The organism is Prevotella dentalis DSM 3688 (assembly GCF_000242335.1).
Taxonomy (GTDB): Bacteria; Bacteroidota; Bacteroidia; order Bacteroidales; family Bacteroidaceae; genus Prevotella; species Prevotella seregens.
Genome location: NC_019968.1, coordinates 897,713 through 913,139, shown reverse-complemented (window position 1 = coordinate 913,139; position 15,427 = coordinate 897,713). Strand labels below are relative to the sequence as shown.

Sequence of the window (15,427 nt, the reverse complement as noted above, 5' to 3'; positions counted from 1 at the left end):
TCTGACTGGTTATGAGCACCAAAATATCCGTAGTGGTTCCCGTCTATAACGGCGAGAAATATATCAGGGAATGCGTTGACAGCATACTGGCCCAGACATTTGAGGACTTTGAACTGATACTGATAGACGACGAAAGTCCCGACAATTGTGGAATGATATGCGACCAATATGCAATGGAAGACAGCAGGGTCAGGGTGGTGCACCAAACAAACCAAGGCATCAACCACACCCGACGAAACGGCGTAAGGGAGGCACATGGAGAGTGGGTGGTCTTCGTCGATGATGACGACACGCTACCCATGGATGCTTTGCAAAAGCTCTATGCAGTGTCGGACGGTACCGACTTGGTGATAGGTTTCCCTGACAAGCCGATCCATAAGAAAGAGCTGACGCTGGAAGAGTGCAAGAGCAACGCCATCACGGGCAGACTGTTTCCACCCACTCCTTGGGCCAAGCTCTACCGACGGACATTGTTTTCTGACGAGATCTTCGACTTTCCACGTGGCATAGATGGCGAAGAAGACATGATCATGAACATTCGCGTGATGTTTTCGCTGAGCCGGGCACCCCACTTTGTTTTCGAGCGGGTATACCATTTCAGGCGCAACCTGACGAGCGTGTCACACACCAAGAAGGCCTCCATTGCCCATGAGGCCCTGTTCGACGAATGTCGCGTGCACTCAATCCCCCCCCGCGAACGGGAGCATTTCATGAAAGCCATCCTCTCAAGCCGCATCAATGGCCTGTACGGCGTGGCCTATGCGTCGCCCGAAGACTTGGCAGACAAGCAACATCCCTTTTTGCAGCAAATCAAGGAAGATGTCCGGCGAACAGGTTACCGACTAAAGTTTACAGACAAGATCCTTTTAAGCTGCTCTAATCGGAGCTTGCTGAAAACTATAGGATTTGTCCGAGCCGTACGCAACTTCGCCAAGTATCATCTGGGGCTAAACAATTAAAGATGAATATTGGACATTACTCACAACCAGAGTTAATCACCCCAAAAGGCTAAAAGACATGGAAAAGACAAGGATACGTTTCCTAGATTTGGCAAAACTCACAGCCATCTTTCTGGTCGTATGGGGTCATGTGATACTCTGTTCGGGCAGTGAAAGTGCCAATACACGTAGCATCCACGATTGGATTTATACTTTTCACATGCCGCTGTTTATGCTGTTGAGCGGATTTTTTGTTGCATCCTCCTTACAATATGGTTTTGTCTCTGTACTGAGAAAGAAGTTCGCCCAATTGTTGGTTCCTTGCCTGAGTTGCACCTTGCTGTGCATATTATACATCGCTCTGTTCAGGGAACTGACTTTCAATGCTGTCCGAACAGAACTCATAGGCAATTCCTGGTTCCTCAAGACGCTGTTTGCCAACTATGTATTGTTCTATGTCTTGAAGCAGACTCGGTTGCAGGATGGTTGGCTGTTCGTGCTGTCCTATGTTGCCATTCTGGCCATCCCGCATTCCTACTCATTGCAATTCTCATGGCTGTACCCGTTCTTTTGGATGGGTTATTTCATGAAGTGCAAGTTTCAATGGTTGATGGACAACATGAAGGTCTTGACACTTGTGAGCATTGCCGCATATAGCACATTCTATGCTCTGTGCCATAAAGACATGGTAACTATGCTTGGAATCCTGCCCACCATGGCATCCATAACATCGACACCCCTGCTGCTTTTGTCGAAATTTGTAATGGCTGCAGCCGGAAGCCTCATGTGCATCGGCCTATGCTATTACGTGGAGAAATATGCTCCCCATGGTATCGTTGCCAAGATGGCCTGTTGTGGCAAATATACTTTGGGCGTATACATCATACAGACCATATTCATCATAGAAATATATGCAGATATAGCCGGAACGATAACAGCTTGGGGGCAAGGTCATGAAGTTTGGCATACCCTATGGGTATCCGTATTCATGTCGATATTGTGCTTGGCAACCATACAGTTCTTTGCACGTTACAAATGGGTAGACCGCTTATTGTTCGGCGGGCAGTATTACACCGACAAGGCATGACTCTCCTTTCCATACTCATACCGGCCTACAATGCCGAGCAATTCCTGCCCAGATGCCTTGACTCCATCTGTGGGCAAGACATGGCCGGGACGGAAGTCGTCATTGTTGACGACGGATCTACAGATGGCACCCTTGTCCTGGCACAACGATATTCCCACCTGCACGATAATATACGGACATGCTCCAAACCCAACGAGGGAGTAGGTGCGACTCGGAATCGACTTCTGCAGGAGGCAAAAGGCGAATACGTCTGGTTTGTGGATGCAGACGACTATGTCCATGAAGGCTGCATTCCACAGATCTGTTTGGCACTGGCCGAGGCACCAGACACCGATATGATGACGGTGCTGCATGACGAAGAAACTCTCCACGGCAGTTTTGAAGGCAGCGGGGAAGACTACATAGTGCAGGGGCGTTTCGACGGCTATCTTTGGAGCAAGATTATCAAGAGGTCTGCAATAGAAACAAACCACATTAGATTTGAGGCCGACCTTTGCTCGCAGGAGGACTGGCTGTTCCTTATGCAGCTCTATCCCATGCTCAGACGGGTGAAAACGACCCACATCATGGCTTACCACTATTGTGACGACAACCAGAATTCCGTGATGCGCAAGCCGACAAGGGAAAATATTCATCGCAATGTAGACAACTCGCTGAAGACCATCTGTCATTTCGGACAGCTCGTCAGCAAGTACCAAGGCAGACGCTTCTGCCCGGCCTATCGCGCTTGGCTGAACTATTCTGTTTCGGGTTTCCTCTTCAGCCTGCTCCCGCTGGACTATACCAAGACAGAAGTTAGGGCCATGTTACAAATCTTTCGGAAGAAAGGGCTCTACCCGGCAGGCAAGGCCCATCGGAAGAAAGCAGACCTATTTCTTCTGCTGGCCAATCGTGAATGGGTATATCTCCTGTTGGTGAACAGGTGGAAAAAGATTTCATACTGAAATACTGACTCCAAAACATCGTGGAAGAATCGAAATACAGACAGGGAAGAATCGGGCGAGCTCTGTACGGGCTCATGAACAAGACGCTCTACGTCTTGCCCATTCTGGTCAGCAACTATCGGTTCAGACGGTCGCTGTTTAGACCAATGTACCACGAGAGGGCTGCGGCCAGTCATGAACCACGGCCAAGCAAACAGCCGAAAACGGTTGTTTACATGGTACAGCCGGAGACAACATTCTCTGGCGGACTATCCGACCGGTTGCGAGCCATCACCTCCATATATGCAGAATGCAAAAGGCAGGGACTGCCTTTCAGAATCGTATTTGAACCCTTGCACTTGCAAGACTATCTGAAACCCAACAAATACGACTGGCGCATTGACGGGCAGGACATCATATGGGACATGCGGCGATGCTATCCCTGCACACTGTTGACCTATCACCATCGTTTAGAAAACCCTTTGCAGAGAATGGCCCAACGGCTACTGCTGCGAAGTTTCATCAAGAAAGACGCAGAGCAAATACATGTTTACTCCAACATGGCCACAGAGGAGAAGCGGTATGGCAAACTGTTCAAGGAATTGTTTGTCCCGACGCAAGAACTACAGGAACAGATAAATTACCACCTGCAACATATAGGTGGAAAAAGAAACTATATTTCCATGACATTCCGCTTTCGCCAGCTCTTGGGCGACTTTAAAGAAGGAGGGGAAACGCTTGACGAGAGAGAAAAAGGGCTGTTTGTCCAACGCTGCATAGCCTGCGTAAACAGAATGCACCAAAAGCAACCTGGAAAGAAAATCTTGGTGACAGCCGACAGTGCTACATTTTTAGAGAGCCTGAAAGCATCAGTACACGGCCATGGACTCGAGGCCTACGATTCGTGGCTGTATCTCATCCCTGGCAAAGTGGTGCACATGGGATTTACACATGACGCAAACAAACAGACTTACATGAAGTCGTTTGTTGACTATTATATGCTTAGCTATGCCTCGACAGTTTATTTGGTACGTGACAGATTGATGTACCATAGCGGCTTTCCATATCGGGCAGCTATACTTAATGGAGCCGATTATCAAGAAATAACATTAGACTGAACTATGCTAATATATATTGTAGCACTTGCTGCCATCATGTATATCATGCAGACCACCTCTCCCCTGCGTCAGCAGGAACACCTATGGCCGCTTGCCTTGTGGGTGTTTGCCATCACTTTGATATGCGGCTTGGGAGACATGCTTGGTGGATACGACCGATATATCTATGCCGAGATATTCGATGGTACGGCAGACGACCGCGCAAGGGGAATCCCCTTGTTCTCTACAGCTGCATTTATCTATGCAGAAAAGGAGCAGGGGTATGCCTTGTACAACTATCTGCTGACCTACGTCACTTCCAACCGCTATATCTTCATTCTCGTCACTACACTGGTGGTCTATCTGTTTCTGTTCCGGCATATCACAAGATACAGCCGTTATCCCATCATGGCTTTCTTCTTGCTGTTCTGCATCTATTACTTTTTCACTTTCACCTATCTCCGCCAGGTGCTGGCTCTGTGTATAGCATGGTTTGCTATTCCCTATGCGATACAAAGACGGCCCATCCCCTTTTTTGCCATCATTATACTCGCCATGTTGTTCCATAACAGTGCCTTGCTATTCTCGGGTATATATTTCATAGCAAGCCATCGTTTTAGCAGAAAGCAGATATTAACCGTTATCATTTGGTCGTTAATCTTAGGCCTAACACCGCTTTCTACTTTCCTTTTTTCTACTATTGGAGGTGCGGTGAATGAGGAAAAAGCCAATTTGTCGGCAAGTGGGGCAAACACAACGCGTTACGCCTACATCATAGAAGCAGCCTTCTTTCTATATTTCATTTTGAAACGTTATGATACGATCGGTAAAAACAGGCTTTCGCTCTGCATGATGAACATCGCCTTGGCCTTTGTTTTCATTCTTTGCTTTTTTGTCCGGTTCTTGGATGGAGGTCGAATGAGCTGGTATTTTCTGATAGGGGTCGTATGCACCATGGCTGAGATTATGGCCAAAGATAGAAGAAAAGGCGATATAAGAAAGATGATAACACTCGTAGCCGTCCTACTCTATTTGCGGATACTTTGGGGATGGGGAATACAACTCCGACCTTATAAATCTTTCCTGACCGACGGCGTACGAACAGAAGATGCCATTTGGGAACGATACGAATATGATCATCACTATGACGACGACAAACTGTACCGTCCGGTTTTTGGACCCATGAAGAAAGACAAACTCATAGACAAATATTAATACTCTGATTGTTCTCCTGCAAATATGATGCTGTCTATACTTACCCCAACCTACAACCGAAGCACTTGTCTGCCACAAATCTTTAAGACCTTGTGCCAACAAACAGTTGCGGTCTTTGAATGGATCATCATAGACGACGGTAGCGATGATGATACAGAAGCTATAGTTGCTGCGTGGACAAAAGCATCTGCAGTGTCTTTTCCCATTCGTTATAGGAAAAAAAAGAATGGAGGGAAGCATACGGCTGTAAATCTTGGAGTGCAGATGGCACATGGCGAACTTGTGCTGATACTCGACTCTGACGACGAGTTGCCTGCGAATGCCATGGAGAAGATAACAAGAAGATGGTTGGAAAGCGGGGTGCCAGCTACAGACGCTACATGCGGCGGCCTTGCTTTCTGCATGGCCCATCGAAACGGTCATCGTATAACCACAATTGGCAGAGGACAGACACAACAGCCTATCAAGGCAGACGAGATAGCCCTGCGATACCAGTATGGTGTTCGCGGAGATATATGCGAGGTGTTCCGCACAGACGTGCTGCGTGAGTTTCCTTTCCCAGAACAGCCTGGCGAGCGGTTCTGCCCGGAGCAGTTGGTATGGTTCAGAATAGCCCAGAAGTACAAACTGTACTTTTATGAAGAAGTGGTTTACTGCCGGGACTATCTGGAAAGCGGACTAACGGCTAACATCGTCCGGATTCGCATGCACAGCCCCGTCGCTTCCTGCATGACCTACGCCGAGATGCTTGGCTATACCCTTCCCTTTGCACAAAAAGTGAAAGCAGCAGTTAACTATTTCAGATTTCGGCATTGTATGCAAATCAGAAATGAGCACAACAGCATGGTGCCCCGTATAAGCTGGCCTTGGTTAGTGTTTTGGCCCATCGGTCTGGCCATGCACTACAGGGACAAACTTTGAATCGGCAGCATTGCCAATGTGGGGAAAACAGAAACATAGCCACAAATGAAAATACTTCAAGTCATAACCTCTCTCCGCATGGGAGGGGCCGAGCATATCGTGGTGGAACTGGCCAACGGCTTGGTGGCGCGAGGCCATCAGGTGGACATTGCTGTATTCGATGGCATAGAGACGCCTTTCTACAAGGAGCTGGAACCCAGCGTTAGGGTGTATCGGATGGGGAGTGGCACGTACAATCCATTATACATTTTCAAGCTGGTGCGACTCATGCGCCACTACGATCTCGTGCATACCCACAATTCCTCGCCACAGCTTTTCACTGCCATTGCCAGAGTGTTATGCTCTGTGGAGCTAGTCTCCACAGAGCATACCACTTCCAACCGCAAACGCGGTTGGAAGTGGTATGCTCCCATCGAGAGCTGGATGTATGGGCAGTACGACCATGTGGTCTGCATCAGTGAAATTGCCGAAAAGAAGCTCCGCGAGTATATGGGGGGGACATGGCTCGACAAGCACTCAAAGAAATACACCCGCATCTCCACCATCAACAACGGCGTGGACGTAGAGGCCATCCACCGTGCCGAGCCTGACCATTCGCTTCTCGAAGCCAAAGGCGATCGAAAAGCCGTGCTGATGGTGGCCGGTTTCCGCGAAGCCAAAGACCAGGACACCATCGTCCGTGCCATGTCGCTATTGGACAAGGAGTGTTTCGAGGTATGGTTTGCCGGCATCGGCACACGCATGGAGACCGTGAAGACACTGGCCAAGCAACTGGGCGTAGCCGACAATGTACGGTTTCTCGGACTGCGCACCGACATCCCACAGGTGCTGCAGGCGGCCGATATAGTGGTCATGTCCTCTCATTGGGAGGGGCTGAGCCTGAGCAATATCGAAGGAATGAGTGCGGGAAAGCCATTTGTGGCATCGGATGTGAACGGACTGCGGGAGGTGACCAAGGGGTACGGCGTGTTGTTTGAGCATGAGAATGATAAAGAATTAGCCTCAACTATCAACAGACTGGCTGAAGACGCCTCATACTATCAACAGATTGCCGGCGGCTGCTATGAACGGGCTTGCCAGTATGACGTTAGCAAGATGGTGGAGGCATACGAGAATGTGTATTTAAAAACTCAACTGCATGTATAGACATTTCTTCAAACGTATACTGGATTTCTGTATCTCAATGGTAGGCATCATACTTCTCTCCCCTCTGTTGCTAGTCATTACAGTGTGGCTGCACTTTGCCAACAAAGGTGCCGGCGCGTTCTTCTTCCAAGAGCGGCCCGGGCTGCACGGGCGGATATTCCATGTTATCAAATTCAAAACCATGACCGACGAACGTAATGCCAATGGAGAGCTGCTACCCGACGGGCAACGGCTTACGCGGGCAGGGCGCTTCGTACGATCAACCTCGATGGACGAGCTGCCTCAGCTTATCAATGTACTCAAGGGAGACATGGCGCTAATAGGCCCGCGACCTCTACTGCCACAATATCTTTCTCTCTATTCCAAAGAGCAGGATCGTCGTCATGAGGTGAGGCCGGGCATCACGGGATGGGCACAGTGCCACGGACGCAACACTATAAGCTGGACAGACAAATTCTGCTACGATGTGTGGTATGTGGACCATCTCTCATTGGCTGTAGACCTTACCGTATTATGGCTTACCATTAAGACCGTGGTGAAACGTGAGGGCATCAGTTCCAAAACGTCGGCCACCATGGAGGCTTTCAACGGCAACAATTAATGGTTTCCAGTTTTTTTGCTTAATTTTGTCGCAAAAATAAATACGATGCAAGACATAGCTATTTTCGGAGCAGGTGGTTTCGGCCGTGAAGTGGGCCATCTCATTCTTTCTCTCAACGCGATGGAACCGCAATGGAATCTCATTGGTTTTTTTGACGATGCCAAGGAGAAAGGCTCTTCGGTATCAGCATTGGGGAAAGTGTTAGGTGGTGTAGAAGAATTAAACAACTATCCGAAAGAACTTTCGGTTGTCATAGCAATTGGCTCTCCTAAAAGCATTATGGGAGTTTATGATAAGATTTCAAACAAGCGGATTAATTTTCCAAATATCATTGCTCCAGATTTCAAGATAGTGGACAAGGGCTCCCTGAAGATGGGAAAAGGCAACATCATCCAATCCAGATGTGTCGCATCGTGTGACGTGACCATAGGGAATTTTAATGTGATGAATGGCTCTGTCGTGTTAGGACACAACGTAGAGATTGGAGATTTTAATGTCATCATGCCTGCGGCGCGTATATCTGGAGAAGTTAAAATAAAGCAGCAGAATCTGGTTGGCGTTGGCGCTATCATTCTTCAGAGAATTCATGTGGGGCGACATGTCGCTGTAGGACCAGGCTCTGTATTGTACACCAAGCCAAAGGACGGTGGCGTTTATATTGGCAATCCTGCAAAACTATTTAAGTATTAATAAAAACAAGGTTATGGAATTAAAAGATTTTATTGAGAATTTTGCAAATCAGTTTGACGAGACAGATGCTCAGGAGATTAAGGCAAATACTAAATTTCACGAGTTGGACGAATGGTCTTCTCTAATAGCCCTCTCTGTTATCGCAATGGTCGACGAAGAGTACGATGTGGCTATCAAGGGTGAGGACATCAAGAATTCCGTCACTGTAGAAGAATTATTTAATACGGTAAAGAGTAAACTTTAATGGCTTTTTTGGAATTAAGAAAGGTAAGACTTGCTGGTATCTCTGCTGGTGTTCCCAAACATATAGAACGCTCTGTTTCCACCACTGGGAAATATGATGCCGAGAGTTTTGTTGCCATTACCGGTGTTAGAGAAAAACGTTTTTCCAATGATTTCACGACTTCCGATTTAGGACTTGCTGCTGCAAAACAACTCATGGCAGATTTGTCTTGGTCGGCAGAAGACGTTGATCTTCTGATTTTCGTATCACAGACCCCTGATTATATCTTGCCGGCTACCGCCTGCGTCTTACATGGCAAACTTGGGTTAAAAAAGGAATGCTTTGCAATGGATATTTCTTTGGGGTGCTCTGGCTGGGTATATGGTTTAGCCAATATGATGAGTCTCATGCAGACTGGTGCTTTCAAAAAAGGTTTGTTGTTGGCAGGTGATGCCCGCAAACATGCAGCAGAAGAGCCAGACCAACTATTTGGTTATGCCTGCACAGCCACAGCATTGGAATATGACGAAGACTTTTCTGATACTTTTAAGTTCAATTTAGGTACTGATGGCAGTGGATATGATGCTATTATCCGTCCTGCGGGCGGTACACGCAATCCGTTCACCCCACACTCTCTGGATGTGGAGGAGTGTGAGGACGGACGTTTCAGGCACTCACTGCAGACCAGAATGAAAGGAATGGATGTCTTTGCTTTTGGCATGACCATAGCTCCAAAGTCTATCAAGAAGTTGGCTTCTACTTACGGATTTGATTATCAAGACTACGATTACTTCGTCTTCCACCAAGCTAATTTCAAAATGAATGAAACCATTCGGAAAAAACTAAAGTTGGAAGAAAAGAAAGTGCCTTATAGTCTTCATGAGTTTGGAAACACCTCTTCTGCTTCTATTCCCCTAACCATAGTAACACAATTGAAACAACAAGTAGAAGCCAAGGACACGAAGATTATCGGTTGCGGTTTTGGAGTCGGGCTCTCTTGGGGTACTGTGGCATTTCAAACAAGAAAAATTGTAATTTCAAATTTGGTTGAATTATGATAGACTTCAATCCTTTTTCTTTGGCAGGGAAACAGATCCTTGTCACGGGAGCATCATCAGGTATAGGAAAAGAAATAGCCATAAGGTGTGCCAGAATGGATGCTTCTGTAATTCTTACCGCAAGAAACAAGGAAAGGTTGGCTCAAACCGCACAGGAAATGCCTCATGCAGATAGGCATCTTCAAATTATCGCTGATATTTGTGATGACAATGATTTAGAGCAATTAACAGCCGAATTGCCAACGTTGGATGGAGTCGTCGTTTGTGTAGGCAAAGGCTTAACTTTGCCATTCCAGTTTGCCACCAAGGACAAGTTCATGGATCTTTTCCTGACGAACTTCTTTGCACCTACAGAATTAATACGTTTGCTGTATAAGAAGAAACTCATCAGTAAGAATGGTTCTATCGTAATCTTGTCATCTTTGGGAGGCAACCAAATTTTCAGTGGCGGAAATTCAATTTATGGAGCGTCAAAAGCGGCATTGAACTCTATCATGAAATTCTGTGCCAAAGAGTTTGCTCCACGAAAAATCAGAGTGAACAGCATCTGCCCAGGAATGGTTGACACTCCCTTTATCCATCGCGGAACCATCACAGAAGAACAATTGGCACAAGATAAACAGAGGTACCTACTGAAGAGATATGGCACTTCTGAAGATATAGCCAACGGTGCAATTTATTTATTGTCAGATGCTTCTTCTTGGATGACAGGAGAAAGTCTTGTGATAGACGGGGGAGTATCTGTAAAATAAACGATATGGGAAATACTAAGCAACAGATTTACCAGATAATCAGCGAAGCCCTGGATGTTGATATCAACTTGATTCACGAGGGCTTGTCCATTGGAGACATACCAGAGTGGGATTCCGTAGGAAATCTTACCATTATCAGTCATCTGGAAGAAAAATTGGGTATAGAGATTCCTTTGGACAATCTTTTTGAAATGACGACTGTGGAGAACATCTTTCAAGTTGTAAAAAAGATAAAGAATGAGTGATCTCCTTTACAGCCCACTGTTACAGGCCTTGGCAAAGAATGCAATTGATATACCTGATAAAGTTGCATTAGAGGAAGCAAAAAGACGCATAACATATCATGAATTGTTCATCGCTATCAGGAAAACAGCTTCTTTCCTACAAGAAAAGGGAATTCAAAAAGGTGATAAGGTTATCCTATCGGCAGACAAAGAAATTGATTTTGTTTTCGTCTATTTTGCTTCCCACATGCTTGGAGCCATCAATGTCGTCGTCGATCCTGCCATGAGGAAAGAACGACTGGAATATATCGTCGATATTACTCACCCGAAAATCAGTTTTGGTCTTAAGACTCCAATTAAAGGATGTTTGCATCAAGAGTTTCCCCTTTCCTTATCAAACATGCCTTCTTATAAGAAAAGTGGAAGCATTTGTAATATTACTGATACTGCAGACATCATGTTTACCACTGGTACCACTGGTAAACCTAAAGGTGTATGTCTGTCGCATCTGAATATTTTCTCTTCTGCGAGAAACATCAATGCCTTTATAGGAAATACAGCAGAAGACATAGAAGCCTTGGCTCTTCCGCTGAGCCATTCTTTTGGTCTTGGTCGGATGAGATGTTGCCTTCTCCAAGGTACGTCTTTGGTTTTGTTAGGGAACTTTGCAAACTTGAAATTATTTTTTGAAGCGATAGAAAAATATCAGATTACTGGCTTTGGAATGGTTCCTGCCGTATGGGCGTATATTCAAAAATTAAGTGGAGACCGAATTTCTAAATATAGTCAACAAATTAAATACATAGAGATAGGCAGTGCTGCCATGAGCATTGAGGACAAACGAGAATTACTTGCCCTGTTCCCAGACACTCGCATTTGTATGCACTATGGACTCACGGAGGCCTCCCGGGCTTTATTCATGGAATTTCATGACAAACAAGGTTGTCTCAACACAATCGGTGCTCCCTCTTCTTCTGAAGTCCTTGTGAAGATTAGAGATGAGGCCGGGCATGAAGTGCCTATGGGAGAACAGGGTGAAATCACGGTGTCTGGAGACATTGTAATGAGCCGCTATTTTCTTCCCAAAGATAATGAGGGGATGTTTTTTGGCTCTTATTTCAGAACTGGTGATTGGGGGTATTTAGGACAGGATGGCAATTATTATTTGGTCAGTCGCAAAAAAGAACTCATCAATATTGGAGGCAAGAAAGTCAGTCCCACAGAAATTGAAGAGGCTATACTGAAGACGGGAGTCAGTGAGTGTGCTTGTATATCTGTCAAGGATCCCAATGGTATCCTGGGTGAAGTTGTCAAGGCTTTCGTGGTGAAAGGCAAAGAAGACATATCGTTTGATGAAATTCGCTCACGAATTTCAGGTAAGCTGGAGCCTTATAAAGTACCCGTGTTCTTTGAATGGATTAAAAGCATTCCTAAAACCAGCTCTGGGAAAATACAAAGGTTATTATTAAAGGAACATTCATGTCTAAACTAACAATAAATCATGTGAGGATTGCAGGACTGTCTGCTTGCGTGCCCTCAAAAGTTGAAGAAAACATAGGCTTGCCCATTTTCAAGGATACTAAGGAAGCTGAAAAGGTCATCAACTCCACGGGTATCATAAGACGCCATATAGCAGAAGAGGGAGTTACATCTTCAGACTTGGCCGTGAAAGCCGTAGAAAAGCTACTGGAAGACTTACATTGGGAAAAAGACAGCATAGATTGTCTGGCATTTGTAAGTCAAACCCGTGATTTTATTGCTCCACAAACATCGTGTATCCTCCAGGATCGACTGGGACTAAGCAACAAATGTTTTGTGATGGACCTACCTTTTGGCTGTTCAGGCTTTGTACATGGCATCAGCGTGGTGGCGGCCCTACTTCAAAATGGCAATCTTAAACGAGCTTTGATGATTAATGCAGAGACCAACTCAAAAAATAGAAACAAAAACGATCGTTCAGTCAGACCACTATTTGGTGATGCAGCTACGGTCACGGCTCTTGAATACTCACCCACTGCCAAACCCATAAATTTTGTTTTTGGCGTTGACGGCAGCGGCTATCAAGCCATCTGGACCAAGTATGGCGGGATGCGCTTTCCAACCACCCCCGAGTCTCTTCAGGAAGAAGAACTTGAGCCAGGAGTCATTCGCAAGGGTACAGATATGATTGTGAACGGTATGGATGTTTTTGCTTTCGCAATTTCTCGTCCCCCGAAATCTATCAAGGAATTGATAGAGACTTTCTCCATCGACATGGATACCATAGATTATTTGGTTCTGCATCAAGCAAACAAGTTTATTGACGAGAAAATCCGGAAAGCACTGAAGGTCGATTCCTCAAAAGTTCCTTATAGTCTTGACGAATATGGTAATGTAACCAGTGCTTCCATTCCTTTGACTCTTGTTGCAAGATGCCAAAAGGAGCTGACAACACGGACAAATCATTGCATAGCCTCCGGATTTGGCATCGGACTGGCATGGGCAAGCATGGAACTGTATATAGAGCATGCCGTTTGCTCCGACATCGTTGTCTATTAGGAATATTCAGTTTGCCATCTGTGAGTTTTTGTATCACGTCTGTTATTGCATAAGATGAAATTGCATAAAGTAATAACCGTCTTCAAGTACGTGCAAGCCAGCTGGGCAAACAGCAAGGAACTTTGTTTGTCCATCTTGCCTGATAAATGCCGCTTCCTTATTTTCCTTGACCTCATTCGTTGTTATCTCCTATGGGGAGACGACTTCAACGATTACCGTACATTCGAGTTTTGGAACAAAACAACTGATGAACGCAAGTCATATATCTCATTTCGGAGAAATGACAAGTTACGATTTGCTTTCACCTCGCCCGATGTTTATCAAGTGTTCTTGGACAAGGCTGCATTCAACCAGCGTTTCGCCAAATATATACACAGGGCATGGGTATCAACAACAAAACATTCAAGGCAGACGATAGATATATTTCTACACACACATGATGTGTGCGTTGCCAAGCCCCTGACAGATTACGGCGGACATGGAATTTTGAAACTTGACAGATACTCTCCCGAATATTCGTCCTCGGAACAGACACTCAGAAAGCGTATATCAGCAGGCGAAGATTTTATTATAGAAGAATGTATCTCCAATTCTTCCAGCATACGGGAAATAGCCAATAACTCGCTGAATACAGTCCGAGTTGTGACGGTGCTGGACCAAAGGCAGGAACTGCATGTCGTTGCGGCTTTACTGAGATTTGGAAATGGAAAGGGCTTTACGGACAACTACCATGATGGTGGAATGGCCTGCCCCATTAATCTTTCTACAGGTCAACTCACCAAGTTTGCCTACGGAATGAACAATGTGAAGTATGAGCGCCATCCCTCCTCTCATGTCGTTTTTGAAGGCTTCCCTATTCCAGAGTTCCAAGACTGCATGAAACTGATAACAAGTTTGGTCTGGGAAGAACCCTCCGCCAGATACGTGGGATGGGATATTGCCATAACAGACAACGGATTGGAACTTCTGGAAGGCAATATCCCTCCAGGTGAAGACATCACGCAAATTGCAACAGGAAAGGGTATTTGGTACCAAATGTTAGAATGGAAATAGAACAACAAATGAAAAATATCGTATTGAACAATGGGGTAGAGATGCCCCAACATGGGCTTGGAACATTCCTCATTCCCAAAGAGAAACTATCCAGAACACTGGCCGAAGCATATGAAATGGGCTACCGGCAGTTCGATACCGCTTGGAGGTATCACAACGAGACAGAGATAGCACAGGCACTTAAGGAAAATGGAATCCATCGCGAAGATGTCTTTATCACGACGAAAGTGAATGCCGATGCACTTTATTATTTCGGTTATTGGTATGGCAAACACAGCATCTTCAATGTCCGCTCATTCAAATCCATTAGCAGGGCGATTGAAGAATCTTTTGAGAATCTTCAAACCGATTATGTAGATTTATTTCTTGTTCACTGGCCATGGCCGATTTATCGGAAAATGTATAAGGAACTGACCAAATATTATAAGGCCGGAAGAATTCGCGCGATAGGCGTATGTTCCTGTTTACCTCCACATTTAGAGGCTCTAAAAGATGTATCAGACATTGTGCCTGCCGTCAATCAGTTTGAGATCAGTCCACTGAATACACAGAAGCAACTGATTCAATATTGCCGGGAACGAGGTATTCAGGTTGAAGCAATGGCTACATTGAGCCACTTCCGTTCAAATGAACCAAGAAAAGAACTTACGGAAAATGAGACTATCCGCCCTATTGCAGAGAAATATGGCAAGACTATTCCACAGATTATATTTAAGTGGCTCCTGCAGCAGGACATCATCATCATTCCTAAAACTTGGAATCCTAAATATCTAAAGCAGAACATTTCGCTTTATGATTTTACTTTGGACGATACAGAGATGGCTTTGATAGATTCATTGGATAAGGGGCACTTCCTCAACTATAATCCGTATAACGCTTTTCGAGGACTCCCGCGCAAATACAAAAGTTGGGATGGCTTTAAATAATTCTGTCGTATAAACCTCTAATAAAAAGCAACAAA

17 protein-coding genes are annotated in these 15,427 nt (G+C 45.5%); all 17 read left to right on the top strand.

Annotated features, from left to right (window positions below; genetic code table 11):
* The first annotated feature begins 11 nt into the window (after positions 1-11).
* The 17 genes from PREDE_RS10840 to PREDE_RS10760 all read left to right on the top strand — a co-directional run bounded on the left by PREDE_RS10840 (position 12) and on the right by PREDE_RS10760 (position 15,392).
* Positions 12-959 (top strand): glycosyltransferase family 2 protein, encoded by a 948-nt coding sequence (locus PREDE_RS10840; RefSeq protein WP_005847379.1) that lies wholly within the window; start codon positions 12-14, stop codon positions 957-959.
* Between the two features lie 58 nt (positions 960-1,017).
* Positions 1,018-2,025 carry an acyltransferase family protein gene (locus PREDE_RS10835; RefSeq protein ID WP_005847378.1) on the top strand — a complete coding sequence of 336 codons (1,008 nt, stop codon included), beginning with the start codon at positions 1,018-1,020 and terminating at the stop codon, positions 2,023-2,025.
* Positions 2,022-2,969, top strand: a complete 948-nt coding sequence (locus tag PREDE_RS10830; protein ID WP_005847377.1) for a glycosyltransferase family 2 protein — start codon at positions 2,022-2,024, stop codon at positions 2,967-2,969. The genes PREDE_RS10835 and PREDE_RS10830 overlap by 4 nt, the downstream gene beginning before the upstream one ends.
* 74 nt (positions 2,970-3,043) lie before the next feature.
* Positions 3,044-4,066, top strand: a complete 1,023-nt coding sequence (locus tag PREDE_RS10825; protein WP_005847376.1) for a hypothetical protein — start codon at positions 3,044-3,046, stop codon at positions 4,064-4,066.
* Between the two features lie 36 nt (positions 4,067-4,102).
* Complete coding sequence (locus tag PREDE_RS10820) at positions 4,103-5,260, top strand: EpsG family protein (protein WP_235777527.1); 1,158 nt, start codon at positions 4,103-4,105, stop codon at positions 5,258-5,260.
* A 24-nt stretch (positions 5,261-5,284) separates the two neighbouring features.
* Positions 5,285-6,181 (top strand): glycosyltransferase family 2 protein, encoded by an 897-nt coding sequence (locus PREDE_RS10815; RefSeq protein ID WP_005847374.1) that lies wholly within the window; start codon positions 5,285-5,287, stop codon positions 6,179-6,181.
* A gap of 45 nt (positions 6,182-6,226) precedes the next feature.
* Entirely contained in the window at positions 6,227-7,327 is a 1,101-nt protein-coding gene (locus PREDE_RS10810; RefSeq protein WP_015310483.1) for a glycosyltransferase family 4 protein, read from the top strand.
* Positions 7,320-7,928 (top strand): sugar transferase, encoded by a 609-nt coding sequence (locus tag PREDE_RS10805; protein ID WP_005847370.1) that lies wholly within the window; start codon positions 7,320-7,322, stop codon positions 7,926-7,928. The genes PREDE_RS10810 and PREDE_RS10805 overlap by 8 nt, the downstream gene beginning before the upstream one ends.
* Before the next feature lie 45 nt (positions 7,929-7,973).
* Positions 7,974-8,618 (top strand): PglD-related sugar-binding protein, encoded by a 645-nt coding sequence (locus PREDE_RS10800; protein WP_005847368.1) that lies wholly within the window; start codon positions 7,974-7,976, stop codon positions 8,616-8,618.
* Positions 8,619-8,631: 13 nt separating this feature from the next.
* Positions 8,632-8,862 carry an acyl carrier protein gene (locus PREDE_RS10795; RefSeq protein ID WP_005847366.1) on the top strand — a complete coding sequence of 77 codons (231 nt, stop codon included), beginning with the start codon at positions 8,632-8,634 and terminating at the stop codon, positions 8,860-8,862.
* Positions 8,862-9,899 (top strand): ketoacyl-ACP synthase III, encoded by a 1,038-nt coding sequence (locus PREDE_RS10790; RefSeq protein WP_005847364.1) that lies wholly within the window; start codon positions 8,862-8,864, stop codon positions 9,897-9,899. The genes PREDE_RS10795 and PREDE_RS10790 overlap by 1 nt, the downstream gene beginning before the upstream one ends.
* Positions 9,896-10,651, top strand: coding sequence for an SDR family NAD(P)-dependent oxidoreductase (locus PREDE_RS10785; RefSeq protein WP_005847362.1), 756 nt, complete (start codon positions 9,896-9,898; stop codon positions 10,649-10,651). The genes PREDE_RS10790 and PREDE_RS10785 overlap by 4 nt, the downstream gene beginning before the upstream one ends.
* 5 nt (positions 10,652-10,656) lie before the next feature.
* A complete protein-coding gene (locus tag PREDE_RS10780; protein WP_005847360.1) occupies positions 10,657-10,896 on the top strand; it encodes an acyl carrier protein in 240 nt (79 codons plus the stop codon).
* Positions 10,889-12,367, top strand: coding sequence for a class I adenylate-forming enzyme family protein (locus PREDE_RS10775; RefSeq protein ID WP_005847358.1), 1,479 nt, complete (start codon positions 10,889-10,891; stop codon positions 12,365-12,367). Before PREDE_RS10780 ends, PREDE_RS10775 begins: the two co-directional genes overlap by 8 nt.
* Positions 12,355-13,413 (top strand): ketoacyl-ACP synthase III, encoded by a 1,059-nt coding sequence (locus tag PREDE_RS10770; protein ID WP_005847356.1) that lies wholly within the window; start codon positions 12,355-12,357, stop codon positions 13,411-13,413. The genes PREDE_RS10775 and PREDE_RS10770 overlap by 13 nt, the downstream gene beginning before the upstream one ends.
* A gap of 54 nt (positions 13,414-13,467) precedes the next feature.
* The gene (locus PREDE_RS10765) at positions 13,468-14,466 is read left to right on the top strand and encodes a sugar-transfer associated ATP-grasp domain-containing protein (RefSeq protein WP_005847354.1); all 999 of its coding nucleotides are present in this window, start codon (positions 13,468-13,470) and stop codon (positions 14,464-14,466) included.
* Positions 14,457-15,392, top strand: coding sequence for an aldo/keto reductase (locus PREDE_RS10760; RefSeq protein WP_005847352.1), 936 nt, complete (start codon positions 14,457-14,459; stop codon positions 15,390-15,392). The genes PREDE_RS10765 and PREDE_RS10760 overlap by 10 nt, the downstream gene beginning before the upstream one ends.
* Positions 15,393-15,427 lie beyond the last annotated feature (35 nt).